At 49.7% G+C, this 26,178-nt stretch carries 17 protein-coding genes and 1 pseudogene; 11 read left to right on the top strand and 7 right to left on the bottom strand.

Going from position 1 to position 26,178, the window contains the following annotated elements:
* Window positions 1–71 precede the first annotated feature (71 nt).
* The 3 genes from MHH82_RS32035 to MHH82_RS32025 all read left to right on the top strand — a co-directional run bounded on the left by MHH82_RS32035 (window position 72) and on the right by MHH82_RS32025 (window position 13,340).
* Complete coding sequence (locus MHH82_RS32035; protein WP_340969628.1) at window positions 72–6,113, top strand: CehA/McbA family metallohydrolase; 6,042 nt, start codon at window positions 72–74, stop codon at window positions 6,111–6,113.
* Between the two features lie 429 nt (window positions 6,114–6,542).
* The gene (locus tag MHH82_RS32030; protein ID WP_340969625.1) at window positions 6,543–12,542 is read left to right on the top strand and encodes a DUF7601 domain-containing protein; all 6,000 of its coding nucleotides are present in this window, start codon (window positions 6,543–6,545) and stop codon (window positions 12,540–12,542) included.
* A gap of 18 nt (window positions 12,543–12,560) precedes the next feature.
* The gene (locus tag MHH82_RS32025) at window positions 12,561–13,340 is read left to right on the top strand and encodes a class B sortase (RefSeq protein WP_015738066.1); all 780 of its coding nucleotides are present in this window, start codon (window positions 12,561–12,563) and stop codon (window positions 13,338–13,340) included.
* Window positions 13,341–13,593: 253 nt separating this feature from the next.
* Here MHH82_RS32025 and MHH82_RS32020 read toward each other — a convergent pair whose 3' ends face one another.
* Window positions 13,594–14,064, bottom strand: a complete 471-nt coding sequence (locus MHH82_RS32020) for a MarR family winged helix-turn-helix transcriptional regulator (RefSeq protein ID WP_340969619.1) — start codon at window positions 14,062–14,064, stop codon at window positions 13,594–13,596.
* 158 nt (window positions 14,065–14,222) lie between these two features.
* Between MHH82_RS32020 and MHH82_RS32015 the strand changes: the two genes are divergently transcribed.
* The 5 genes from MHH82_RS32015 (at window position 14,223) to MHH82_RS31995 (ending at window position 17,985) form a co-directional block, all read left to right on the top strand.
* Entirely contained in the window at window positions 14,223–15,143 is a 921-nt protein-coding gene (locus MHH82_RS32015; protein WP_340969616.1) for an alpha/beta hydrolase family protein, read from the top strand.
* Between the two features lie 227 nt (window positions 15,144–15,370).
* A complete protein-coding gene (locus MHH82_RS32010; protein ID WP_340969613.1) occupies window positions 15,371–15,877 on the top strand; it encodes a MerR family transcriptional regulator in 507 nt (168 codons plus the stop codon).
* Complete coding sequence (locus MHH82_RS32005) at window positions 15,874–16,323, top strand: SRPBCC family protein (protein WP_340969611.1); 450 nt, start codon at window positions 15,874–15,876, stop codon at window positions 16,321–16,323. Before MHH82_RS32010 ends, MHH82_RS32005 begins: the two co-directional genes overlap by 4 nt.
* Window positions 16,320–16,760: an SRPBCC family protein gene (locus tag MHH82_RS32000; RefSeq protein WP_015738061.1), complete on the top strand. Its 441-nt coding sequence runs from the start codon at window positions 16,320–16,322 to the stop codon at window positions 16,758–16,760. The genes MHH82_RS32005 and MHH82_RS32000 overlap by 4 nt, the downstream gene beginning before the upstream one ends.
* A gap of 646 nt (window positions 16,761–17,406) precedes the next feature.
* Window positions 17,407–17,985 carry a TMEM175 family protein gene (locus MHH82_RS31995; protein ID WP_340969609.1) on the top strand — a complete coding sequence of 193 codons (579 nt, stop codon included), beginning with the start codon at window positions 17,407–17,409 and terminating at the stop codon, window positions 17,983–17,985.
* Window positions 17,986–18,037: 52 nt separating this feature from the next.
* Here the strand turns inward: MHH82_RS31995 and MHH82_RS31990 are convergent, their stop codons facing one another.
* Window positions 18,038–19,489 (bottom strand): DHA2 family efflux MFS transporter permease subunit, encoded by a 1,452-nt coding sequence (locus tag MHH82_RS31990; RefSeq protein WP_340969606.1) that lies wholly within the window; start codon window positions 19,487–19,489, stop codon window positions 18,038–18,040.
* A gap of 167 nt (window positions 19,490–19,656) precedes the next feature.
* On the opposite strand from MHH82_RS31990, the gene MHH82_RS31985 reads away from it, so the two are divergent.
* The 3 genes and pseudogenes from MHH82_RS31985 to MHH82_RS31975 all read left to right on the top strand — a co-directional run bounded on the left by MHH82_RS31985 (window position 19,657) and on the right by MHH82_RS31975 (window position 21,696).
* On the top strand, window positions 19,657–20,211 hold the full coding sequence (locus tag MHH82_RS31985; protein ID WP_340969604.1) for a TetR/AcrR family transcriptional regulator: 555 nt from the start codon (window positions 19,657–19,659) through the stop codon (window positions 20,209–20,211).
* Between the two features lie 204 nt (window positions 20,212–20,415).
* Complete coding sequence (locus MHH82_RS31980; RefSeq protein ID WP_340969602.1) at window positions 20,416–21,192, top strand: AAC(3) family N-acetyltransferase; 777 nt, start codon at window positions 20,416–20,418, stop codon at window positions 21,190–21,192.
* Between the two features lie 31 nt (window positions 21,193–21,223).
* A pseudogene (locus MHH82_RS31975) lies at window positions 21,224–21,696 on the top strand (uracil-DNA glycosylase).
* Between the two features lie 96 nt (window positions 21,697–21,792).
* Here MHH82_RS31975 and MHH82_RS31970 read toward each other — a convergent pair.
* The 5 genes from MHH82_RS31970 to MHH82_RS31950 are packed head-to-tail and all read right to left on the bottom strand — an operon-like array spanning window position 21,793 to window position 26,139.
* Complete coding sequence (locus tag MHH82_RS31970) at window positions 21,793–22,728, bottom strand: nucleoside hydrolase (protein ID WP_015738055.1); 936 nt, start codon at window positions 22,726–22,728, stop codon at window positions 21,793–21,795.
* A gap of 24 nt (window positions 22,729–22,752) precedes the next feature.
* Entirely contained in the window at window positions 22,753–23,706 is a 954-nt protein-coding gene (locus MHH82_RS31965) for a nucleoside hydrolase (RefSeq protein WP_015738054.1), read from the bottom strand.
* 23 nt (window positions 23,707–23,729) lie between these two features.
* The gene (locus MHH82_RS31960; protein WP_015738053.1) at window positions 23,730–24,536 is read right to left on the bottom strand and encodes an energy-coupling factor ABC transporter ATP-binding protein; all 807 of its coding nucleotides are present in this window, start codon (window positions 24,534–24,536) and stop codon (window positions 23,730–23,732) included.
* Complete coding sequence (locus MHH82_RS31955; RefSeq protein WP_015738052.1) at window positions 24,533–25,393, bottom strand: energy-coupling factor ABC transporter ATP-binding protein; 861 nt, start codon at window positions 25,391–25,393, stop codon at window positions 24,533–24,535. The genes MHH82_RS31960 and MHH82_RS31955 overlap by 4 nt, the downstream gene beginning before the upstream one ends.
* The gene (locus MHH82_RS31950; RefSeq protein WP_340969590.1) at window positions 25,390–26,139 is read right to left on the bottom strand and encodes an energy-coupling factor transporter transmembrane component T; all 750 of its coding nucleotides are present in this window, start codon (window positions 26,137–26,139) and stop codon (window positions 25,390–25,392) included. Before MHH82_RS31950 ends, MHH82_RS31955 begins: the two co-directional genes overlap by 4 nt.
* Window positions 26,140–26,178 lie beyond the last annotated feature (39 nt).

Genomic DNA, 26,178 nt, shown 5'->3' with positions numbered 1-26,178 from the left:
GTTTAGGGGCTGTTTGTTTATCAGTCAGACACCTGTCTTACCATTTAAGCCGAAAAAGGAGAGGATTTTAATTGAAGTCCCAAAGAAGAAGTCTGCCTTTTATTGTGGTGGCTTGTATGATTGCGGGGGTTGTTAGTCTTTATTACGGCATTAATGTATTCGCGGCGTCTTCAGAGACAGAGAATGTTGTCTCTAAAAAAGATAGAGCTAAGTACTTAGGAAATTCACTGTTCAAAGGTCACATGCATTCCCATACTTCTCTCAGTGACGGGATATTGCTGCCTAATGATGCTTATAATTTTGTGAAAAGTAATACAGATTTTGATTTTTTTGCAGTGACGGAACACGACGTGACTTATGATATCAGTACGGGCAGTGACTTTATTACGAATGTTCAAGACTCTTATTCAGAAGAATACAAGCTGCTGCATGAGCAATCCGATGCTCACAATCGTGATCACGAATTTATTACGCTGCCGGGCACGGAAGTGACTTGGTATGATGAAGCGGGCCATATCAATTTATTTAATGCTCCATGGTTTGCAAGAACACATGGAGTAGGTGCGGATGGCACTTGGGGCTGGAGCGACATCAAATATGATCTGCCAACCTTTTACGCAAGACTTGCCCAAGATCCGAATGCGATTGCGCAATTTAATCATCCACGTTCGTCAGGAAATTGGAGTTTCAATGAATTTAAACACTATAACCGGGAAGTTGACAGAAACCTTAATCTGATCGAATACAAATCCTCCAATGATTTTGCAATCTATACCAAAGCATTAGATCGAGGCTGGCATGTTTCTCCCGTGTTTGGCGGGGACGAGCACAAAGGGAATTGGGGAATGGTTCAGCCCCATGTGACCGGTATGTGGGGAAAAAAGCTTACTAGAGAAGGCCTTTACGAGGCGATGCGAAACCACCGCACCTATGTATCATTTGATCGCAACTTAGAAATGGCGGTTTCAGCCAAAGGTCAGATGATGGGGTCGATTCTTCCGGCCAAAACAAAGAAAATTAATCTCAAGATACAGATAAGTGACCCTGATGCTAACGATGTGTTGGATAAAGTCGTTGTTTACAAAAACAGCGGTGAAATCATCAAGGAGTACGGCAATATTGCCGGCAATCAATTTAATCAGGAAGTATCCTTAGCGAGTAAAGATGGGGACTACTTCCTCGTAAGAGCTTTCCAAGTGGACGGTGAAGAGGCTATAAGTGCTCCAATATGGATTGGTGATGAGACGAGGGGCACGGTGCATGCGCCTGAAATTAAGGTTCATGGACAATATCCGGATACTATTAAGCTTGGGGATCAAGTAGAAGTGCTGGGCGCTTCGGCGACAGATCACAGCGGTCAATCTTTATCGGTGGAAGCCATCGTTCTAAATGATAAGGGAGAAGTGGCGGCTCTAAATCAGCATTTCAAGGTCGACATGTATGGAGAGTATTTCATTAAGTATGTAGCAACCGACGCCCAAGGAAATACGCGTGTTGAACTTATTCGAATCCTTGTTGATCAACAAAATCTGGATGCCGATAAAGTTCTAAATGAATTTCAGCCCATTGTTAATGTAGGTGGGAATGAACGTGAAGTAGGAATAAATTTGGTGACGGATAAGGCGTTAGAAACGTCATATGTTCAGTATAAACCGGAGTCAGAGGCGACGTGGGACAATGCGGAAGTGGTACAAGCGGGAGTCTCTTATTTTCAAGTCGCGTATGGCGATACATTTGCCAAAAGTAACTATCGCGTGCTTGCAGCTCATGAAGCGAATATAACAGGTCTCGACTTAGGGACTACGTATGACTATCGGTATGGAATGTCACCGACTGGACCTTGGAGCGACAGTTACAGCTATAGGACCGCGCCAGCTTCAGAGGAAGCCGTTATGTATGTGATGGGGGATCTTGGCGTTCCGGATCGAAATCCGGAAAGCTTCCAGCTCTTTAAAAATATGCTGGACGTTCTGCAGGAGAAGAATTCAAACGGACAGACGGTGATTCAAGTCGGAGACTTGGTCGAGAACGGCGGCAATATGTATGCATGGGATGATGTGTTTAGCAACATTTACAACAATGATATGGGTCTAGTTTCTGCTCACATTGTCGGGGACCGTGAACGTGCGACGGAACGGAAAATCGGACCGTACTCCGGGTTTTTCAACCTGCCGAAGAACGGTGAAGGCAGTTACCGGGAAACGAATTATTCGTTTGATTATGGCGATATGCACATTGCTGTTCTGAATTCCGTGGTGGATTTCGACAAGCAGCTGTCATGGCTGGAAAAAGATTTGCGGGCAACCGACAAGAAGTGGAAAATCGTTATGGGGCACTATCCTTATTATGGCGGTCAATCAGGTGATGAGACCGGTATGGACATGATGAGAGTGAAATTGTCTCAAGCCTTTGAACGGCTTGGTGTCAGTCTGTACATTGGCGGTCATGATCATTTGTATAAACGGACAACCATACGAAACGGTGTAAAAGATATATCGGAAGAAGCGATGAATCTAGGTACAACTTTTGTGACAGTTGGTTCATCAGGTCCAACGTTCTATGATAACAAATCGTTTGACTGGGATCATATCGTATATGATGAAAATAAGCAGACGGGTGTTATTTTAGAATCAAACGATCAATCTCTTACGTTGAAAGCCTACAACAGCGACGGTGATGAAATTGATTCATTTACGATGAAACAACCTGCAAATTATATGAACTTAACAAGCGCAATAATAGAAAATAACGTCTTGAAGGGCGTCGGGGTCCTGAATTACCCGAGCTCCCTTGAACGTGTCACCGTTATCGGGGAAAAGCGGGATCATACAGGTGAACAACTGCTGGAAACGGTTATTCAAGAAGCAACGCTAGAACATCTCGGACGTGAACAAATCATCTTATTTGATAACCCGCTTGCATTTGGCGATGAACATACGATCGTCGTAAGAGTGGTTAATAATCCAATCGATCAAGAGCCGTTAACGGAACCGTTCATAGCTAAAGAAGGCATGCTGGGCGATGGTTCGGAAGGCAACCCCTATCAAATCAAAAGTGCCAGTGGACTCAATAAAATGCATGAGTTCCCGGACAAACATTTTATTTTAGCTCAAGACATTGACGGTAATGGCATGTTTTTTGAAGCCATTGGCGCGAATGGCACTCCATTTACGGGTACGTTTGATGGGCAAGGGCATACGATTACAGGTGTTATGGTCTCCTCGGGCGGCGCCGGTCTCTTTGCTATTAATGAAGGGACGATTCGTAATGTAGGAATCACCCATGCCGATATTGATGTTCGCCGAAGTAATATTGGGATCCTGGTTGATCAGAATGATGGGATCGTGGAAAATGCCTACAGTACCGGATCTATTCGAGGTAATTCTACAGTTGGCGGTCTTGTGGGCTACTCGAACGGTACCGTTAGAAACAGTTATTCAACAGCTCGAGTCCATGCGCGAGGCAAGCAAGCCGGCGGCTTGATCGGGATTACGAATCGGGGGAGTACAACAGAACAGGTCTATGCAACCGGAGCCGTAATAGCAGAAGAATCAAATGCTGGCGGCATCAGCGGATACGGATATAACCATACGGTCATTCGAAATAGTATGGCATTAAATCCATCTATTGTTACAGGTACTGCATCGAATCGAATTGTCGGCAGAGTACTAGCTGGGGAGACGGCAACTTTAGTCAATAATTACGCTGATGAAAATATGTTTGTTAGCAGTGAGAACGTTACGGTGAATGATCCGAACAATGAGAAAGGACAGGGGGTCGGTGCAGAAACATTCACGGAGCCATCTTTTTTCATTGAGACTCTCGGTTGGGATTTTGATACGATCTGGATCTGGAATGAAGATGCCAAACGTCCATTACTGCAAAGTAATTTGGAACAAATTGACGAAGATCATATTCCGAAGCCGAAGCTTGATCGGAATGAAGAGGGGTACTACATCATCCGCTCGATTCAAGAATTAAAAACGATATCCGAATTCCCAAATGAGAATTATATATTGGAGGATGATCTTGATTTTGAAGGGCGGCTATTTGAACCTTTATTTAAAGCGACGCCATTCCTTGGCACGTTTGATGGGAACAATAAATCCTTAACCAATTTTAAATCAGAAAATGGCGGCTTATTTCATCTCAATGGCGGAACCATTAAAAACATAGCTATGGTAGATGCAAGCGTCACTGGCGGAAGTAATATCGGCATACTCGTTAATACGAACAACGGAGCGGTAGAGAATAGTTATGTCACGGGCTCAATCGAAGGCTCCAGTACCGTGGGCGGTCTAGCGGGCTATTCCAATGGCATCGTGAGAAACAGCTATTCTACGGCAGATGTAACGGCCCAACTGAACCAAGCTGGAGGTCTAATCGGAATTACGAACTCAGGCAGCTTAACGGAAAACGTGTATGCATCCGGGGCTGTCCAGGCGCTTAGAAGCAACGCAGGCGGAGTGACTGGCTACGGTTATAATGATACGGTTGTTAGAAACGTGATTGCTCTTAACCCTTCCGTCGTGACGCCGACGATGGCGAACCGCGTGGTGGGACGAGTCCTTGCCGGGCATACCGCAACGCTTCAGAATAATTATGCGTTCGATGGCATGATTGTGGATAAAGAAGGCGAGAGTATTGCCGCTGCTGACAACAGAAAGGGTTTGGGGCTTTCTCAGCAGCAGGTTGAAGACCCTAACACGTATACCGATCGACTGAACTGGGATTTTGAGTCGGTTTGGATGTGGAATGATGCTTTAAAGCGTCCGGTATTGAGCAGTAACCCTGAAGAGGCAAGCGAGCCTGTCGTGCCTTTGGAAAGAAATGAAGCTGGTTATTACCGAATCAAGTCCATTGCTGATCTGAATGTTATGGAAGCCTTCCCGGCAGAAAAGTATATTTTGGACCATGATTTGGATTACGCAGGACAACCGGCTGAGTCACTTTTTAAAGATGTTTCGTTCACCGGTGTTTTGGATGGCGACGGGAAGAAAATAGTCAACTTTAATTCCTCGAGCGGCGGCTTAGTCCATCTTAATGGCGGAGTGATTAAAAATATAGCCATGATCGATGCCGGCGTCACTGGCGGGAGCAGAATTGGCATACTCGTCAACACGAACAATGGCGAGATAGAGAATAGTCTTTCAACAGGCTCCATTACAGGCTCCAGCACCGTGGGTGGTTTAGTAGGCTATTCCAATGGCATCGTAAGAAACAGCTATTCTACCGCGGATGTGACTGCTCCGGTAAGTCAGGCCGGCGGCTTGATCGGCATTACGAACTCGGGCAGCCTAACAGAAAACGTGTATGCGTCTGGAACCGTTCGAGCGATGACGAGCAATGCGGGCGGAGTGACTGGATACGGATACAATGATACAGTCATCAGAAATGTCATAGCCCTCGGCCCTTCGGTTACGGCGCCAACGATGGCGAACCGGGTGATGGGACGAGTTCTTGCGGGGCACACCGCCACGCTCGAAAATAATTATGCGTTTGACGGCATGATGGTGAATAAAGAAGGTGTCACTGAGGGAGCATTAACAACCCTTAAAGGATTAGGGCTGTCTGAAACTGAAATAGAGACTCCATCCACCTATACGGACAGATTAGGGTGGGACTTTAACGCTGTTTGGAGATGGGACGGTATTGTTAAACGGCCTGTTTTACAATCGGTATCAGAAGGCAACGAAGTGGAATTGGTTACTCTGACTGAGCTTGAGCTCGAAGGGTTGCTTACGCTGGCTGTTGGAGAGAGTGCTCATACGGTGACTACCGCAGTATATAGTAATGGAAGTCGTGAAAAGGTAGACACAAACATTATCTACACAAGCAGTGATCCAAGTATAGCGGAGATTAGCGCTAGCGGTGTAGTAACAGCCAAGTCGGAAGGAACCGTGCTCATTACGGCAGAGTATGATGGCTTGATTGCATCCCATGAGCTAAAAATCTCGGCTCAGAAGCAAATCGATATGGAGGGGGGCGTGGATGCGGAAGTCACGCTTCCACTCACTTCTTCAGCCTTAATAGGAACGGGAGAGCGGGGGATCGCGAACCGGATGCCGCACCCTCCTGCCTTCATGGCGGGAGCAAGCCATGAGATCGTTTGAACGGCACCATAAGTATTAGGCAGTTTAATGAAATGAGTCCGGTAATGATACGGGCTCATTTTCTTTTATCTCCGCAAGTAAACTTATTACTTTTTGAACAAGCCTCCGTTCCGATAACTGAGATCGTTTCAGGAATATCCTCCCTCATGATAACCCTCCCAATCTATTATTGAGATTTGTAAAGAGAGGCACTTCTTCACATTGTAGAGATTTTGTAGAGATTAGGTTTTTAAACTATGAAAAAGAAAGTGTGGAAATTCGGAATAAGGGAGGAGGTATAAAAGGAGGGAACTCCGCAAGATTTCGATGATGCAAAGGGCTGCTGGGATTAAGCAAACGGAAGATGTCTACTCGACTTGAGCGTAATCGGGTCGATGATCTTACTGTCGCTAAATTTCAGCAGTTTCGGGAATGGAGGAGAAATGTTTCTTGAAACGAAAACGCAGTATAGGTAAAGCAATACTCTCTTTATGCTTGGCAATCATGCTTGTCTTGCAGACGGTGGCATTCTCTGTCACTGGATATGCGGATAGCGCGCCAAGCGATTCCGGGCCGGCGGCTGTTATCGAAGCGGATTTGCCGAGCGCGGACGAACCGACGTCAGTAACTGAGGCAGTGTACGATGTGCCGAACAATTCTTTAGTAAAGACGGCGGGCCCGACGGACAAAACGGTGTTGTTCATGGATGCCAATTCAATCTTTCCGCTGAAGGTGACGCAGGGAACCGACATTGCTCCGGGCGGTACGATCCAGGGCCGACAGGCATTTACCCTCAAATCAGAGGGCCTTAAGGTGCCCGTGAATGGTGATGACGCTGATCCGACTAATGCGGATCCAAACCTATACATTCAGAAGGGTGACTGGATCGAACTAAAAAGGGATGACTACTTCGCGGAAGTGGTATTGCCAACAGCTACCAAACCTTTGATGGCAACAACTGAAACGGGTCAGAAGCAGCTTGGCATCGCTTATTTCACCCCTAATAGCATCAATATTGTATTTAATGGCGACGATGTGTTTTTCAATGGTATTGGACGAGCGGTTACCTTTGGCTTTGAAACCACTGCCAATTCGGATGTAACGGGCATGAACTACGGCGATACAAAGCCTATCTCGATTTTCGGGGGAGCGTATGAGCTAAAGAACCCGGATGTTACGCCCGCGTACAGTATCAACTTGACAGGAAACAACTGGCCAAAGAATGGGAGCTGGACTTGGTGGTATGTGACCGTCCCAGCCTATCAAGATGGTTATTTGACCTTCCAGGCTACTCCATCCTCTTTTGATGTGCTTGATGCAACAATGAAGTTGCCGGTAGATGGACTGACGTTCTATACGAAGCCTTCCGACTACCGTATGGTCTATGTCCCGGGATCCTTCACGGTAAACGGCACTAAGGTAGACCCGAACATTGATGTAGATGGCAGTCTGAGCTACATCTTCCCGGCAGGAACGGGAGTGGACCCTAAGGTCGAGTATCAAGCATGGTTTCATAAGGATCTGTATTATAAAGAGTATCGGGGCGTGGCAATCGATCCCGGTCGAAATGGCGGACAGCGTTTTGACCCAAAAGTTGAACTGAGGGATACGAGTGCTGACGTTAAAGCCAGTGCAGTACGGGAAACGTGGGTTGCACCCGACTGGATTCAAGCATCGGGCTCTTATGACCATCCGAATGAAACCATTACATGGAAGGTCGCGGTTAACCAGTATAACAAAAAAGGGTTAAAAGACTTTACTATCACCAATGTATTGCCTGCTGGGCTGGACTTTTTATCAGCTGAATGGCAGACATGGGAGGATGGCGCTTCACCTGGAATAACACCAATTACACCAGATTCGAACGGCGTTTATTCCTTTGGGCATATTAATGGTAGAGTAGAATTAGTGATTAAGAGCAAGGTAACAAGCGGCTCCAGCTTCAGAATAGATCCTCGTGCCAACTGGAATTTGAATACGCCAGATGGCATACAGAACAACGATGTCGTGACCGGTACAAGACCTAACGCAGTGACGGATGAGGCAATTGTCAACATCGGCGCGCACACGTTTGCAAAAACAGGCTCTATTTCGATGGAGGATTATAACCTGGGCGGCATCACATGGACCGTTAATCTAACGCCACAGTATGCCCTGCCTAATGCGGCGGTATATGATGTGCTGGTGCATGACGGAGATTTGAGCGTCTTGGACAACGCTGTGGATGAAACCGGCGAGGTGAGCGCGGAAACGATTGCAAAAATCAAAGGAAATGTGAATTCCGCGCAGCTTTGGAAAAAGTACCATAAAGGAACCTTAAAGACCAATGCAACCGGCCTGACCATGAAGGCTATTCCTTTAACCGTGAACGGTAAAGTGGTGGCGGATTTGATCAAGGTGACCGGATACACCGATAAAGCTGCATCTTTCAGCTTCCGTGCACTTGAGACCAACCCAGACATCCTCTTCAGGCAGGATATCAACGCAGGGAAAACAAGCTGGAATCGGGCTTTGCTCATTGACGGCGACACCGTAAAACAAGCGCAAAACAGCACCAACCTGCATCTGCGTATGCTGAACAAGGATATGCTCTTTGCGTCAAAGCCATTGCAAGCAGATGGTACGCCTGAAAATGTTAGCCCGAATAACGTTAGCAGTTATATTAGAAACGATAACAATGAAGCATGGACGATTTCTGCCTATGACAGGACAACCAAAACGGTCACTTTCCGTTTAGGGGTAAATATGCCTGGATATAACACAGAGGAAATGGCTAAGGACGGCGATCGAGTCATCAGCAATATCAAGCTAGTGGACACACTGCCCGAAGGCTGGGAATTCGTGCCGTTTTCTGAAGGTAAGGATTTTGAGCTTTGGAAAGGATATTCGGACAATGGTTCAGGTACAGAATATGGTGTTAGAAACGATGCCAGAACACTTATTGAACCAGGTACCAGTGCTCATGTAGTAAGTTTTTCCCATAATGGAAACGAGGGAACGTTCACCTTCTCTAAATTGGAAAGCCCATATGTCATTTTAGTAAAGGCTAGACCTTCCAATGCGGCTCTGGAGAAATATTTGGAGGAATACACCGCCAACGGCGTAGACAAGCAGGTGTTGTATAACAAAGCCGACCTGCACATGACATGGGGCGGCGTGGAGAAGGTCCTTACTGAACAGCGCAAGGTTATTGTACCTATTCAGACCCTGGGCAAGTCGGTAACGAAGCCAGTTCCAGGCGTGCTGGAATGGACGGTGAACTATACCCCGCCATTCAACATGACGCAGGGCGTTTATTTGCAGGATACCCTAGGTGCAGGTATGAACCTGCGCTATGAAGAAAACGGAAAGCTTGTGCTGACAGCGCCTAGTATGGCAGTCTATCCTGCTAAACTGTCTGCCAGCGGTGCTTTGGAACGAGAGGGCGCAGCGCTGGACCTCAGCGACCCGAATGGTGAAGTTCAAGTAGAAGCTGCACCAGGCGCGGGAGGCACCACGGTTCTCCTATTCAAAATGAAAGACCCTAATAAGTTTTACCAGTTTGTGTACCAAACTGAGGTTGATCCGTCTAAAGCGAAAGCTGGCGACAAAATGGGCAACGAGGTAAAGCTGATGGGCGATGATAAGCTGAAAACGGTCAGTGCCAAAAGTGAAAGCACGCTGGACAATTCAGACGTAGCCGGCAGTTCAAGCTCCAATGCCCTGCTCCCCCTGAAAAAGGTAGATCCCGATGGTAAGCCGCTGCAGGGCGTACAATTTACACTGTACAAGAAGAGCGATGGAACGAAAGTTGCAGAAGGAACAACCGATAGTGGAGGGAAGCTTAATCTGCTGTTCCCGGATCCGGGTTATTACGAGCTGAAGGAAACCTACATTGATCTGAATACCTGGCTGCCGATCACCCATGTGTATCAAGTGTATGTAGGAAATACGCCAGGCAAGCCTATTTGGGTAGATGGAGTAAAAGTAACCTCCGATAATCCGCTGGTCGTGCCTACGCCGGCCCAGGGTAAGCTGACCATCAGCAATAAGGTGGAAGGCAACGGCAGCGATGCTTCCAAGGATTTTGAATACACCGTGACCTTCACCGGCGAAGGCAAGGACGGAGAGTACACCTATAAGAAGTCGGATAATACGTTTGGCACGATCAAGAGCGGAGGCAAGTTTACCCTCAAGCACGGGGAATCTGTGACGCTCCCGACATTGCCTGCGGATTTGGTCTATACCGTAACCGAGGCCGATTATACGACCGTTGATGGTTATATCACCACGCCGGGGACCAGAGAGCTGTCCGGCACAATCGAGAATAAAGGCGATCATAAGGCGGACTTCATCAATGAACGGACCGTCAACAAGCTGACCGTCAGCAATACGGTCATGGGCAACGGCGGCGACAAGACGAAGGCGTTCGAGTACACCGTCACCTTTGAAGAAGCAGGCAAGGATGGAAGCTACGCGTATACGAAGTCGGATGGCGCGACGAGTACACCGGGCACGATCAGGTCCGGCGAATCCTTCACACTTAAGGATGGAGAGACGCTGGAAATTGTAGGACTGCCTAAGGATCTGAAATACACGGTGACGCAGAAGGACTACACAACTGACGAATACGTGACCACGCCTAAGGAACGGCAGTATACCGGGGTCATGGTGGGGAAAGATGAAGTTGCCCCGTTCACAAATGTGCGAGTTATCGAAGGCAGCCTGCTTATCAGCAACACGGTTAAAGGCAAAGACGACGACAAGTCGAAGCCGTTCCAGTACACGCTCACCTTCACAGGTGAGGGATCGGACAAATCCTACGCCTATGAGAAATCGGACGGCAGCAAGGGAATAATCACGAGCGGGGATACCTTCGAGCTTACCGACGGCCAGACGCTCGTTATAGAAGGTCTTCCGACGTATCTCAAGTATACGGTGACCCAGGATGATTATTCGAAGAACGGCTATGTGACGGATCCTGAGAGTCTCGAACACACAGGCACCATTCCGGAGAAAACATTGGCAGAGGCACACTTTGAAAATACTCGCCCGTATCTGGAAGGCGTGCTGCGTGACAACAACACAGGAGAAGTCATTCCGAATGCATCCATCACGGTGACCAATCTGAAGACAGGTGAGAAGCAGACGATTCAGACGAGTGAGAAGGGTGAATATTTCGTCCCTGCCGAGGCGGACACCGACTATACGATCACGTATACGAAGGTGTATACGGTAGGCGGAAAAGATGTGCCTATCGAGTTCACGCAAAAAGCAAATGTGGATGGCAACGTGAAAGACGAGACCGTTCCGGCGGTCATAACGGCGGTAGGGATCGTTCTGTTCAAGCAGTTGGATGGGACAACAGAGCTATTCAACGATTCGTTCACCAGCCAGATGCGTATCTATTTGAAGGACAAGGACGGCAATTATATTCAGGAGAACGGTCGTCCTAAGGCGTTCCCGCTGGCTTCGAACGGCACCTTCTCCATAGAAGACGAAGAGCTGAGCGCGCAGCAGTACACCATGGAAGTTCGCTATCAAGCTGAAAACGGCGAGGAACTGCTCTTCAAAGTGACGCAGCTTGACGTGAAGGCTAACGGAGAGCTGAATATTTCCGAGGCATTGGTCGACCCTTACGGTACGGTTTATGATGAAACGACAGGAAATGCCACCACTGGCAAGAAAATTGCTGGAGCCAAAGTTACGCTGTATTATGCGGATACGCAGCGGAATAGAGATAACGGCCGCATTCCGGATACGAAAGTAACGCTCCCTCCGGTTCCGAATTTTGCGCCGCATGACAACAAGAGCCCGGAGCAGGAAAGCGACGCCAATGGCTTCTATGCATACATGGTGTTTCCTGAAGCGGATTACTATCTGATCGTAACGAAGGACGGATACGAGACGCACAGGAGTGATACGATTTCTGTCGATTTTGACATTGTAAGATACGACGTGCCAATGAAGCCGATAAAAACCGGCGGCGGACCGGGCCCTGTTAACCCAGCCCCAGAGCCAGAGAACCCAGGCCCTGTTAACCCAGCCCCAGAGCCAGAGAACCCAGGCCCTGTTAACCCAGCCCCAGAGCCCGAGAATCCAGGCCCTGTCAACCCAGCTCCAGAGCCGGAGAATCCGGGCCCTGTCAACCCAGCCCCAGAGCCGGAGAATCCGGGCCCTGTTAACCCTGTTCCAGAGCCGGAGAATCCAGGCCCTGTCAGCCCTATTCCTGACCAGCCTGGTAATTCCGAGCCTGGCAACGTCAACAATGGGAATAACAACGACAACGTGCCTGATGTCAGCGACTTGGCCGATAAGGGTGCGGGCAATGGAATTAACGAGCTGGACGATGCTCCGAAAACCGGAGACAACAGCGTGTCGCCAATCTTCTATCTGGCTTTGGCGCTGATGTCCTTGATGACGATCGGGCTCTGTCTACTCGGTAACAAAAAGAAAACGCACATCCAGTGACCGGAAAGGCGGTAAGAAATGAGCAAAACCAAAAAAATTCTTATCGCCGTTTCTTTCCTTGTATTGGTATTTTCGCTCTTTAATTTTTCGAGAACTCTCTTGCGGGATTATGCGGAGCAGCAGAAAATCGAAGAGCTGGCAACAGCTTGGGAGGAAGGGTCGGACAAAGGCGGAGGGGCTGCATCCCCCTCCGTTTTGTTCAATAAGGCGAATGAGCCGGTCATGCTTCCCGAATTTCGAGAGCTTTACGAGAGGAACTCGGACATCGTCGGCTGGCTGAAGATGGACGGTACCCGAATTGAGTACCCGGTCATGCAGAATCCACAGGATGCGGATTACTATCTCAATCATGATTTCGATAAAAAGGAAAACCAAGGCGGCCTCCCCTTTTTGGACGCGCATAGCCGGACCAATGGTTCGGACATTTTGCTGATTCATGGCCATCACATGAAAAGCGGCTGGATGTTTAAAGATTTAATGAAGTACAAGAACGAAAGCTTTTATAGAGAGCATGCCACGTTCCAGTTCAGCACGCTTTACGAAAAGGAAGAGTATGAGATTGTTGCCGTCATTCTGTCACAAGTTTATCGCAAATCGGACGACGTTTTTAAATACTACCAGATTGAGAATGTAAGTACGCCCGCCGAGTTCGATTCGTATGTTCACAACATCAAAAAACTCGCTCTTTATGACACGGGCGTAACAGCCCGGTATGGCGACAAGCTTATTGTACTGTCCACGTGCGAGTACTCGACCGAAAACGGCCGGTTAGCGGTGGTCGCCCGAAAGCGTTTATGACGATGTTGAAACAGGAAATCAAGTTGTTTTATATCGCGTTCTTCCCTTGGAGGACGCGGTTTTTTTTGCCCGGAAGCAAAAACGGAATCGACGCACAAGCGCACAATAACGTCTACTAGGCGGAATACCAGCGTACTGTCGATATGGGCGAAGTATGTGGATAAAAAATGAAAGAACCCTCCAAACCTGGAGAGTTCTTTTCTTTCATTGAGTACCGATCCACTTATCCACTTCATGAATCTCAAAAACGCAGTCATGTCGACGGGGCTTCACAAGACGGTGAAGACCCTGATTTTGTCCTTTCCGCAAGCTTCGTAATCGACTCAATGTCTTGATCCGTTAATTGGTCAAGGAAATGTTTGCGTATTGCCTTGGAGACTATGGGACGGGCATCATCCAATGCCGATTTTCCGGCGGGAGTGATGACGACTTGGACACCACGATCCGTGTCTAATGGTTTCCTCATCACAAGTCTGCGTTTTTCCATTCGCGTCAGATGATGTGACAATCGACTCTTATCCCAGTTCATCGAGTCGGCCAATTCCTGTTGGCGAAGGCTTCCGTTCCCCAAAAGGTCTAACCGATCCAATACTCCATAATCACCCTCTGATAGTCCTGTGTGTTCAGACATCTCTTTTATTACACGACCGAAAATGCTCTGAAAGGAGCCTTTCCACATGTGCCATATTCGCATTTCTTCTTCGTTCAGCTCGTTCTTATCCATAGAAACATCATAACATGGTTGACGTGTCAACTACAATGTGTTATCGTTACTTTGGTTGACGCATCAACCTGTAAATTCGGTTTTTATCAGGATACTGCTTGACCGCTTCTTCCCACCAACGGTTGAGTCAATCTTTCTCCAAGAAAGGAACATTTATTATGGAAATCAACATCAGTGTGTCTGCTCCGGTCATCTCGGTGAAACCGGTAGTTCTATCGGCCCCAGGGCGCGGCGAGGATCTGCAAGTGCGAGTGTCTGCACCCGCGGCAGGAAGTGAATTGCCTATTATTGTTTTCTCGCACGGCTTTGGCTGGTCGCTGGACGGCTACGGCCCGTTGGCCGACTACTGGGCTGCTCACGGCTTCGTGGTCATTCAACCCACTCATCTCGACTCGAGGACGCTGAATCTTCCTCCTGACGATCCCCGCACGCCACGGATCTGGCGTTTCCGAGTCGAGGACCTGAAGCGCATCCTCGATCAGCTTGATCTTATCGAAGCTTCCGTTCCCGGTCTTAGTGGGCGCCTCGATCGGAGCCGCATCGCCGCAGCCGGCCACTCCTGGGGAGGCCAGACGGTGAGCATGCTGCTCGGCGCGCGAGTCCTCGATCACAACGGCGAGCCGGGAGAGGATATGTCCGACTCGCGCATCAAGGCGGGCGTGCTGCTTGCCACGACTGGCAAGGGTGGAGCTGACTTGAGTCCGTTCGCGGCAGAGCACTTTCCCTTCATGAATCCGAGTTTCGCGAAGATGAGCACGCCGACCCTCGTGGTAGCGGGGGACCATGACCAGTCCAGACTGTCCACTCGGGGGCCGGACTGGTTCACCGACCCGTACTTCCTGAGCCCGGGCAGCAAGAGCCTGCTCACTCTCTTCGGGGCAGAGCACTCGCTCGGCGGGATCTCCGGCTATAGCGTCGCGGAGACGACGGATGAGAGCCCCGAACGAGTTGCCTTGATCCAGCGGCTCACGTTGGCCTACCTTCGCAACGCGCTCGACCTTGAAGATTTCAGCTGGCCGGCAGCTCGTGCGGCTCTGGAAGAGAGCGCCATCCCGCTGGGGCGTATTGACTCCAAGTAAGGGGAGTAGAGAATGAAATATGACAGCCTTTGCTAATTCCTAGTTGTTAGCAAAGGCTGTTTTCATTCTGGAGGATCGTCATAAGCTTGGACCTACAGCTTGTGTTCAAAATTAGGGCGAAAAAAAATTCTGGCAGAGCGTCACGATTTCACTTGAACCTTACGTAACGTAATGTTTTACAATAGAGCTACCGGTACATAGCTAGCGCCAAAGAGTGGAGATGGTTCATGAAGAGACATTGGAAGGTCGGGGATCTCGCCAAACTGACGGGGCTTACCGTCCGAACCCTGCGGTTTTATGATCAAATCGGGTTGTTCTCTCCGTCAGGACAAACGGAATCCGGCCATAGGCTGTACAATGAATTGGACTTGTCGCGTTTGCACCAGATATTGTCGCTTAAGGAGCTGGGATTATCTCTGGAGGAGATTAAATCGGCTTTAAATGGCGGGCAGATCAGTCCGCTTGAGATCGTAGAACTGCAGATAGACCAAATCAAAGAACAGATTAAACTACAGCAGAAGCTATTGGAGCAGCTAAGATATGTATCCAAGCTTATGCAGGGCAAGGCGGAATTAACGGTTGAAGATTTCACGAGCCTTCTGCAGGCGATGAAGATGAGATTTGAGAAACCGGTCATTGAGCGGCAAACGAGTTGGGAGCGGCATTTGGACCTGTTGGGAGATTTTCTTGCCGAAGAGAATGGACTTTCGAAACATAAGGAGGAAAATGAATGAACGAACGATTCGTCAAGCATGGAACCTTCGTTGTAGAACGGATTTATACCGCTCCACCGGAGCGGGTTTATCAAGCATGGGCCGACCCGATTGCTAAAGCCAAGTGGTTTTCGAAGCCAGAGATCTTCGATTTCCAGGTTGGGGGACGGGAGTACAGCCGCGGCGGGCCGCCGGAAGGGCCGGTCTTTACCTTCGATGCCAGCTACCAGGAGCTTGTTCCAGAGCAGCGTATTGTCTATACGTACACATTGGATTCAGGTGACGTACGTGTCTCCGTCTCGATCACAACGGTCGAGCTTATCAAGGTAGAGGGTGGTACGAAGTTGATTTTCACAGAGCAAGGTGCATTCTTTGACGGACATGATACGCCAGAAATACGGGAACACGGGACTAACATCATGTTGGAGACACTGGGCAAGGTAGTAGAAGGGGAGGTAGGAACATGACCATAGGTGAGAATGAATTTATCGCTTCGCGCGAGTACGATGTCCCGCAGGAGATTGTGTATCGGGCATGGACAACCCCTGATTTATTAGCAAAATGGTGGGGGCCCAAAGGCTTCAGCAATACGTTTCACGAGTGCGATATGAGGCCGGGAGGTACGTGGAAGTTCACCATGCACGGACCGGATGGCGTGGATTATCCTAACCATAATGTCTTTGTTGAGTTCGTGCCGACGGAGCGGGTCGTGATTGATCATCTAAACGTTCACGAATTTCGGGTGACGGCTACCTTTGAGGGCTTCGATGGCCGCACCAAGGTCACCTTCCGTCAACGTTTCAAGAAACAAGAGGATTTTGAAAAAGCTAAGCCCATCTGCGTAGAAGCGAATGAACAGCTGCTTGACCGACTTGGCAAGGTGCTGGCGGAATTGGCCGACTAGCTTTGTAAAGTGATATCGGCATTGACCCGAAATGACTGCTGCCTAGGTGATGACTCTAAAATGGTCGCCGTTCACGATCCCTGCCGGGGAATCGGACGGCGATTTTTGTTTTAGTAACGGAAGGCACCGGTAGAGATCTGTAGCGCCTATCAAGGCGGATCTTCCTTTGCTGATTTCTCCGTCAGCTGAGCCGTGAGCACAACCGAATTTGAATGCTCTCGCTTAAAGTCGGGTATCGAAGAATTATATAACCGATATTAGCCGGCTATCGCAACCTTCAGTCGCTACTTGTTAAAATATATTCACTTAGTTTGGTAAGAAATGTTGACCATCTCGCTTGAAATTCGGGGTCAGTCGACTCGACTCCAGTAATGATGTTGGCAATATTGCTGAAGATAATGGGATACGTCGTTAGAGCGGTTAATGCCAGTGCTAGAAGTTCAGGCTCAAGCTCTTGCGGTACTATCCCCTTTTTCTTTTGATCCTTCCAATAAGCTGTATAGGATTGAAGTGCGAGCTCGGACGGGTGGTCATGATTTATTGTTCGCCGACCTGAAAATTCAGGTGAAAAGTAGGTAGACTCAGGACAAACGATCTCTATAATGGAATAAGAGACATATGTTGCGAGGGGAAAAGGTGAGACGATTTGAAAGCAAATCGGATGGAAGCATTCAGCGATGGCGTGTTGGCCATTATTATTACGATCATGGTGCTGGAATTCAAAGTGCCGGAAGGCCATGACTGGCATGCGCTAGTCGAGCTTGGCCCCAAAATAATTAGTTATATTTTCAGTTTCGTCTATGTCGGCATCTACTGGAACAATCACCATCACCTGCTGCATATGGTTCGAACGATGAACGGAAGGTTGATGTGGCTCAACTTGCTGCTCTTATTCTGGCTATCCCTTGTACCGTTTACGACAGCATGGATGGGAGAAAGCCATTTTGCACCTACACCCACGGCGCTGTACGGGATCATTCTATTCCTAGCTGCGCTCTCGTACTGGCTGCTTCAGCGCATGATTATGAACCAGCATTCCGGCGATTCCTCATTCGTTGGAACGATGGGTAAAAATCGGAAGGGGAAACTCTCTCCTTTACTCTACTTGACGGCGGCCTTGACCGCATATGTGAGTGTTTGGATATCCGGCTTCTTTTTCGTACTTGTTGCCGTAATCTGGTTCATGCCGGATAAGCGAATCGAGCATGCTCTGAGAAGCCACTAAGAAAAACTCTTCGATTCTCGCATGCGGGCGGGCTTCGAAGAGTTTTTTTGGTTTATAGCGTTTGCTTTTGTTCGATCCTGGTTTTGTTTTTCATCGGCATAAATAATGTTATAACTAACGCGATGACGGCCAGGATCATCATGAAGTAATAGGCGTCGCTTGCCCCTAAGATGGATGTAAGGGATTTAAGGAGCTCAGCAGTCGTTGTAGGATTGTTCTGCATCACATCAGCTGCATGGCTGGTTGCTTGCACGGTATAAATCGTGATCACGACGGCAGTACCAATGGCGCCGGCAATTTGGCGAACGGTATTGTTTACCGCGGTACCGTGCGTACCGAGGTGTTTGGGCAGCGCATTGAGACCGGCCGTATTGAGCGGCATGGTAATGAAGCTTAATCCGATCCGCAGGCCAATGGTACGAATCATCAAATACATATACGTGGTCGACTCAGTTAAATCTGTTACCGCCCACATGGATGGAATAATAAACAGCAAACCAATGATGAACAGCGGCCTTGCACCGAAACGGTCGTATAACCTGCCGGTGACGGGTGACATCAGCGCATTGACAACCGCACCCGGCAATAAGAGCAGTCCTGCATCGAATGCCGTAAAACCACGACCATCCTGCAGATAAATAGGCAGTAAGATCATGTCCGCGTACATCAACATCGTGACTAATACGTTAATTAGGGACGTTAACGTAAAGATTTTGTTTTTGAAGACAGATAGGTTCAACAGGGGATCATCGGACTTGACTTGTCGCATACAGAATATGGCCGTGACCACGATCCCGATGCCTAAGGACAGGATGACCATGGCATCGTCCCAGCCTTTACTGCCTGCACTGCTGAAGCCGTATAAAATAAAGCCGAATCCGATGGTTGATAGAAGAACGCTTCCCACATCAAGCCTTGACTTGGCCGTTTCGGAGACATTGACCAAATATTTGAATGCCAATGCGATGACCATGATGACAAGTGGGATGAGACCGATAAATAACCACCGCCAAGAGTGGTATTCGACAATAAATCCCGCGAGCGTCGGCCCAATGGCCGGAGCGAAAATCATGGCCAGTCCCAGCAGCCCCATAGCACTGCCGCGTTTTTCAACGGGAAAGATGGCGAGCACAACACTCATCATGAGGGGCATCACGATTCCTGCACCGGCTGCTTGGACCATCCGTCCTAACAAGAGCACAACAAAGCTTGGCGCCGCCGCGCAGATGACTGAACCGATCAATAAAAACGACATGGCGCTTATAAATAATTGCCGCGTGGTAAAGCGTTTCATTAAATAGGCCGTTAACGGGATCAATATCCCGTTGACCAGCATAAATCCCGTTGAAATCCATTGGACGGTGGCTGCCGTGACATCAAATACATCCATTAGATTGCTTAAGGCGACATTTAACAGCGTTTGATTGAGCGTGGATAAGAAACAACCAAGGATTAAGATGGTTAGTAATATCCCTTTATTTATGTTCTTTATGTCTTCTTGCATGGCTGCGGTCCTCTCTTCATTGCTTTTTCGACACTGTGTCAATAAAATATATCTTAACAGCATTGAAGAACGATTCCTATTTACAATTCTGCTGAAACTGTCGACTAAACGACAGTATGGGAAGATCGGTCGATGAACTGTCAAATAAACGATAATCGAGGGATGACATGCCTGAACATAAAAGAGTGGATCCACGAGCCGTTCGCTCCAAAAAGCTGCTGAAACAGGCCGTTTTTTCATTACTGGCCGACAATCTGGAAATCTCTCAATTGACCGTCCAAAAAATTGCAACCCGCGCAGAGCTAAATCGCGCCACGTTTTATTTGCATTATGAGGATATTAATGATTTGCTGCGCCAGATCGTGCATGAGATCTTTGACGACCTGTCCATGAAAGTCGAGCCGCTATTACAAGTGAAGAGCAGAAACGAGCGGGAGCAGCTAATTACATTTTTAAATTATTTTTATGAATACCGGAACATTTTCGCCGTGTTGGTTGAGCATACAGGCTTCAAAACCCACTTGTCGAACCTTTTGAAAAACACGATAGAACAACGCAGAGACGCAAGAAACATCCATTCCACAAGTCGGGTTGCCTCCGTTGATATTGTGGCCTCATCACTTCTGGGGATTATTATGTGGTGGATTAAGGATGGTACCGAACATAGCGCCGAATACATTGCGGATCAGATTACCTTGATGTATAGAAGAAAGTATGTGTAACCGATGAGGCGCAAGAGGTAAAGCTTGGAACGTTAGAACCAACATGCATAGGAACATTGCAAATATTCCCAGTCCTCTATATGATGGACCTATCTTATGTAAAAAGCCTATCAAAAGAGATACATCCGCCGAAATGCACTGGGAAATCATCAAAAAATAATAGTGACAGCCAGTTTAGATATCCTGGCCCGGGAGGAGAAGAACATGCACACATGGGAAAGTTTAATGAGGCAATTAGAGCAGCTGGGCATTGACGGAAAAGGTACGCTGTTAGTCCATTCTTCCATGAAGAGTATAGGGCCGATCGAAGGCGGCGCGGACACGGTCCTCGATGCGCTGACAGCGTATATGAAAGAGGGGCTGCTGGTGCTGCCTACCCACACGTGGTCTTATATTAATGCGGATAATCCGAGATTTTACGTGGACCAATCCCCATCCTGCGTCGGAATCCTGCCGGAGCTTTTTCGCAAACGTCCGGATGTGGTGCGTTCGCTGCACCCCACGCATTCCGTGGCGGCATTAGGGCGGGATGCCATCCCGTTCACAAACGACGACCATCGGTTCGACACGCCATGCGCTAGAGGATCCGCTTGGGGCAAGCTGCTTGACCGCAAGGCGACGATTTTGTTAGTGGGTGTCGATTTAAAGCGCAACACTTTTATTCATGGAGTCGAGGAGTGGGTGGACATCCCGGGCAGGTTAACGGATGGCCATGAGAAGCTGTACACTGTTTTACCGGATGGAACGGAAATCCCGGTGCCTTCCCGCAGACATTGCGGGTTGTCGTGGTCAGAGCATTTTTGGAAGGTCGATGAGGTCCTGGAAAGTCGGGGCGCGATGCATAAGGGGCATCTTGGCGATGCCGTCGTCCGGGTATGCGATGCGGCCGCGGTGGCGGATGTCATAACGGAAATGCTCAAGGACAATCCGGATTTGTTCTCGGATAATCAACCCTTGGACCATACCATGCATAACGTTTAGACGAGGACTTTCATCGCAAGCGCCCGAAGATATGAAGCATTGCGAACGCTGCGAATTGTGCAAACAGCGGAATCGCGTCATCTGGGGGGAAGGCAATCCGCAAGGCTCACTGATGCTGATCCTGGATAATCCGGGAGCCAGGGAGGACCGGGAAGGAAATCCCTTCTTGTGCGGGACCCAGGAAACCCTCCAACTCGGCATGAGGGAAGCGGGCATGGATATCCACTCGGTTTACGTCACCTATTTGCTGAAACGCCGGCCAACCCGTGCTTACGATAAGCCTGCAACCCGAGTGGCATGCCTTCCGCATTTGCAGTCGCAGCTCCTTCAGAAGTAGCCACTCGTATTATTTGGTTTTGGCAATGTCGTAGTCGAAGGATTATTCCCGCAGAAGGAGAATGCCACCGTCAAGGAGCTGCGGGGGAGTTGGCATGAATTTGAAGGATTACCTATCACCCGCTGGCCGTAAGAAGAAGACCCAATTTGCTAAGATTCATTGTCTAGGATTTGAAAGGTTTGAGGGCGAAGTGGGAGGAGAGAGCAGGGAGGGGGACATAAAAAGGAGCGAACGCACCCGGCGTTCGCTCCTTTTGCTGCAGCTTATTTCATCAAGGTCTCCATAAAATGTTCCTGAAACCGCTTGGCGTCGACGCCGATGCAGACGTTAACGTTCGGCTGGTCGGTACAACGCGGACGCAGATCGGCAATGGTTCTGCCATAGGAGTGGATGCCTTCCAGATCTACCTGGAGCACCATCGGCTGGACCTCGACCAAGGTCGGGTCGATCGCCACGGCTACCGCCAGCGGATCATGCAGGGCACAGCCGGTCCGGTCGCCATAGGCTTCCCGGTAGCCTCCGATATAGTAGGAAGTCATGTCGGCCAAAAAGCGGGTCAGGTCCGAATCCAGATCTCTCCAGCGCTGGATATCCTTTAGACTGAGCTCGGTCTGCATGGTCACATCCAGTCCGACCAGCGTAATCGGAGCTCCGGATTGGAAAACGAGCTGGGCCGCTTCCGGGTCGGAGTATACATTCGCTTCCGCATGCATCCGGCGGTTGCCCGCCACGCCCACGGCTCCGCCCATCACGATAATCTGACGGACCAGCGACGCTATCTCCGGCGCCTGCAGAATGGCCGCAGCCAGATTGGTCAACGGGCCGACACAGATGAGCGTTACCTGCTTCGGATATCGCCGGACCTGATCCACCATAAAGGCCGCGGCGGATGTTGAGACCGGCTTGGCTGCAGGATCGGGAAATGCCAAGTTGCCGAGCCCATTCTCGCCATGAAACTGGACGGGATACGACTTCATCGAGGGATGGAACAAGGGGGCGGCTTCCCCCATGGCGACTGGAACCCCGGCTGCGCCAAGCCGTTCCAGCACATGGAGCGTATTCCGGGTTGCATCCTCCACCGGTACGTTTCCGAAGCAAGTCGTTATTCCAAGGATATCGAGAGCCGAAGACCGGACAGCGTAGGCAATCGCCAGCGCGTCGTCAACGCCGGTATCCACATCCAAGACGATTCGATGCATCAATCATGCTCCTTCCTCTGACGGTTACGATAGCACCGTTTGGATATAATGTTGCAGGAATACCTCTTCACGGACCTGCATGCAGACGGAGGCATTAGTCCGTGACTGCGGGCGTCTGAAGTCGACCAGCGTTGCGCCGGAAGATACCTGTCCTTTTGTCTCGATATAGACGTAATAATCCTCCATCTCCACCAGGGAAGCGTCCTCGACGACAGCCAGCGCCAGCGGATCATGCATCAGCCGGTATCTGCCCTCGTTCAAGCGGTCGCTTGCCTCAAAGCTGAAGGTGAATATATGCTGCATGAAAGCTTTTAACTCTGCCTGTTCCTCCGTGAAGCCGCTCATGAGCTGTTGATAATGAGCTTCGCCGAACCTGGCCTTTCCGGTCACGTCCAGGCCCACCATCGTAATCGGAATCCCGGACTCGAACACCCGGTGCGCCGCTTCGGGATCGCCGTGGATGTTGGCCTCGGACACGGGCGTTATATTGCCCGGCACTTTGATGGCCCCTCCCATCAGCACCAGCTTGGCTTTCTGCGCGATCGACGGGTCCTTGGCGAGCGCCACCGCCAAATTAGTCAGCCTGCCGGTGAAGACCAGCGTAATGTCATGCGCTTGTTCCCGCACCTTCCGCACGATGAAATCGGATGCCCTCTCGTTCACCGGCGATCGGCGCGCCTCCGGCAGTTCATATCCGGCCAGGCCGTTGGCTCCATGAATGGCGGTTACGTTCTCCCGGCGAGGGCGAAACAAAGGGGCATCCGCTCCCATGGCAACGGGAATTTCGTACCGGGGCTGAGCCAATTCGAGCACCTGGAGCGTATTCTTCGTCGCCTGCTTCACGTCCACATTGCCGAATACCGTTGTAATGCCTTCTATATGCAGCTTATTGGACTTCACGGCAAAGATGAGCGCCAGGGCATCATCCACGCCGGTATCCACATCCAAGAGGATGTGTTTAACCTGCTCCTGCTCCATATTCTTGTCACTCCCTTACTCCATCACTTATGCTTGGCAAGCTCGTCCGCAAGCTCCGGTATCGCCAGGATGTTATCGCCGATATTCAGGGAGTGGCTGAGCCTGCTGATATGCGGCTGCTTCAGCATCGCCTGCTCCAGCACATCCGGATTCCAGAAGATGGCCCGCTTGTCGTCGTCCGCAATGACCTGACGGTTCGCCATGACGATGACCCGCTGGAAGTTGTTCACGACAAATTCCATATCATGCGTGATGGTGATGATGGTTTTTCCTTCCTGGTTTAAAGCCTCGATCAGATGGGCGAGCCGCGCCATGGCCGGAAGATCCTGACCTGCCGTCGGCTCATCCAGAATGATGACGCTGGAATCCATCGCAATGACGGAGGCAATCGTTACGAATTTACGCATGGAATAGGGCAAATTGTAAGGATTGTCCTTTAGAAACGGAACGACGCCTGCCAGCTCCGCCGCCTTCATGACATTCGCTTTGACCTGTTCTTCCGGTAGGCCCAGCTTGCGGGGGCCGAATTCAATCTCGCTGTACACATCGTTATGAAAAATCTGGTCGTCTGGGTTCTGGAACACGTAGCCGACCTTCCGCGATATTTGCGCGGTGGTATAATCCCGCGTATTCCAGCCGTCAATGACGACATCCCCCTCGGAAGGCTTGAGGAGCCCGTTCATCATCTTGACGGTGGTCGTTTTACCTGCCCCGTTCTGGCCGACAATGGCAACGGATTCCCCCTTTCGGAAGGACATGTTGACGCCATCCACCGCTTTGTAGCCGTTCGGATAGGCAAAGGAAACATTCGTCAAAGTCAGAAAGCTCATGCGTTAACCCCCTTCTTCATCCATGTCTTCACGGCCTCAAGGGCTTCTTTTTCCGTTAAGGGGATGCTCCCGAGATCCATCCCCCGTTTGCGCATGTCCAGGCCGAACAGCGAGTATTGGGGGAGCGCGGCTCCGAATGCCAGGGCACGCTCATCGGTAAGAATCTCCTGTGAGCTGCCTTGCATGGCCACTTCACCCTCGTTCAGCAGGATGACATTGTCGGCATATTCGGCGATCAGCTCAATTTTATGTTCGACGAGAATGATCGTTTTCCCCTTTTTCTTCATCAGCTCGATAATCTTGAACACTTCTTCCGTTCCCTTCGGATCAAGCTGCGAGGTCGGCTCGTCAATGACCAGTACATCCGGCTCCATGACGATGATGGAGGCGAGCGCAACCCGCTGCTTCTGGCCGCCGGAGAGCTCGAACGGGTTTTTGTCCCGCAAATAACCGATCTCCAGCATGTTGATGACCTGATCTACCTTCTCCCGGATCAGTGCGGGCTCCATGCCCAGATTTTCCAGGCCGAATGCTATCTCTTCAAACACGTTATCCTTCACGCCACTGATCTGTGTAAAAGGATTCTGGAACACATAGCCGATTTTTTGGGAGAGCTCGCCCATTTCCCATTCGCGGATATCCTTGCCTTCGATCAGCACCTCGCCGCGCAGATCCCCCTTATAGAAGTGGGGGATAAACCCGCGAATGACGTTGCACAGGGTCGTTTTTCCGCCTCCGTTGGCCCCGATCAGTGCATACAGCTTGCCTCTTTCGATTGTTACATTCACGTTCTTGAGTGCATCGGACTCGCTGATCGGATATTGGTAGGACAGATTCTTGATCGTAATGATACTCATAGCGCAACTCTCCAGACGATTAAGATAGCAAGCAGTACGACCAGCAGCATTCGAACCAGCCGGTCATGCTTTGTTTTCTCCAGTTTGTAGATGCTGCTTTTTTTGACATTGGCCGAGAAGGCTCTCGACTCCAGCGTCAGTACTCGTTCCTCCGTGCTGGCCACGGATCCGAGAATGAGTGGACTAAGGGTGGGCAGGAAGGCCTTCATGCGGACAAGCAGCTTGCCTTCGGTTTCAACGCCTCGTGTTTTTTGGGCATCCATGATGACGTGGGTCAGCTTTTTCATCTCCGGGATGAGCTGCAAGGTGGACAAGATGACATAGGTTACTTTGGACGGCAGGCCGATCTGTTCCAGGGAATGGACCAAATCCTTGACCTTGGTGATGCGGAAGAACAGAATGAAGGCCGATGCGACCGCCACGATTTTGGATGTCAGGAACAGGGCGAATTCCAGTCCTTCCCGCTTGATGGAGAAGATGCTCCAGCTCCACAGAATGTCGTTGCCGGGATAGAAGAAGCTCTGCAGGATAAAGATGAACACAACAATCATCAGCAGAGCCTTAATCGCCAGATTGGAAAACTCCTTAAAGCTGCCGGCGAAGTAGGCCAGCACCATGCAAATCGGCAGAACCGCGTAGCTGAACCCGTAGCCGGGCACGATAAATGCGGCCAAACATAAAGCGATGATAATCATAAACTTGGTTGTTGGATAAAGACGGCTCAACAAGGACCGTTCGTTATTCACAAGAACCCCTCCTTTATGAAAGCGTATCCATTACGGACT

The sequence above is a fragment of the Bacillus sp. FSL K6-6540 genome, assembly GCF_038007545.1.
This window is presented reverse-complemented; position numbering and strand designations above follow the sequence as displayed.

Bases quoted from the DNA above. Each gene is read 5' to 3' on its own strand.
- MHH82_RS32025 (WP_015738066.1), top strand. From the start codon at position 12,561: ATGAGCAAAACCAAAAAAATTCTTATCGCCGTTTCTTTCCTTGTATTG.
- MHH82_RS32020 (WP_340969619.1), bottom strand. From the start codon at position 14,064: ATGGATAAGAACGAGCTGAACGAAGAAGAAATGCGAATATGGCACATG.
- MHH82_RS32015 (WP_340969616.1), top strand. From the start codon at position 14,223: ATGGAAATCAACATCAGTGTGTCTGCTCCGGTCATCTCGGTGAAACCG.
- MHH82_RS32010 (WP_340969613.1), top strand. From the start codon at position 15,371: ATGAAGAGACATTGGAAGGTCGGGGATCTCGCCAAACTGACGGGGCTT.
- MHH82_RS32005 (WP_340969611.1), top strand. From the start codon at position 15,874: ATGAACGAACGATTCGTCAAGCATGGAACCTTCGTTGTAGAACGGATT.
- MHH82_RS32000 (WP_015738061.1), top strand. From the start codon at position 16,320: ATGACCATAGGTGAGAATGAATTTATCGCTTCGCGCGAGTACGATGTC.
- MHH82_RS31990 (WP_340969606.1), bottom strand. From the start codon at position 19,489: ATGCAAGAAGACATAAAGAACATAAATAAAGGGATATTACTAACCATC.
- MHH82_RS31985 (WP_340969604.1), top strand. From the start codon at position 19,657: ATGCCTGAACATAAAAGAGTGGATCCACGAGCCGTTCGCTCCAAAAAG.
- MHH82_RS31980 (WP_340969602.1), top strand. From the start codon at position 20,416: ATGCACACATGGGAAAGTTTAATGAGGCAATTAGAGCAGCTGGGCATT.
- MHH82_RS31970 (WP_015738055.1), bottom strand. From the start codon at position 22,728: ATGCATCGAATCGTCTTGGATGTGGATACCGGCGTTGACGACGCGCTG.
- MHH82_RS31965 (WP_015738054.1), bottom strand. From the start codon at position 23,706: ATGGAGCAGGAGCAGGTTAAACACATCCTCTTGGATGTGGATACCGGC.
- MHH82_RS31960 (WP_015738053.1), bottom strand. From the start codon at position 24,536: ATGAGCTTTCTGACTTTGACGAATGTTTCCTTTGCCTATCCGAACGGC.
- MHH82_RS31955 (WP_015738052.1), bottom strand. From the start codon at position 25,393: ATGAGTATCATTACGATCAAGAATCTGTCCTACCAATATCCGATCAGC.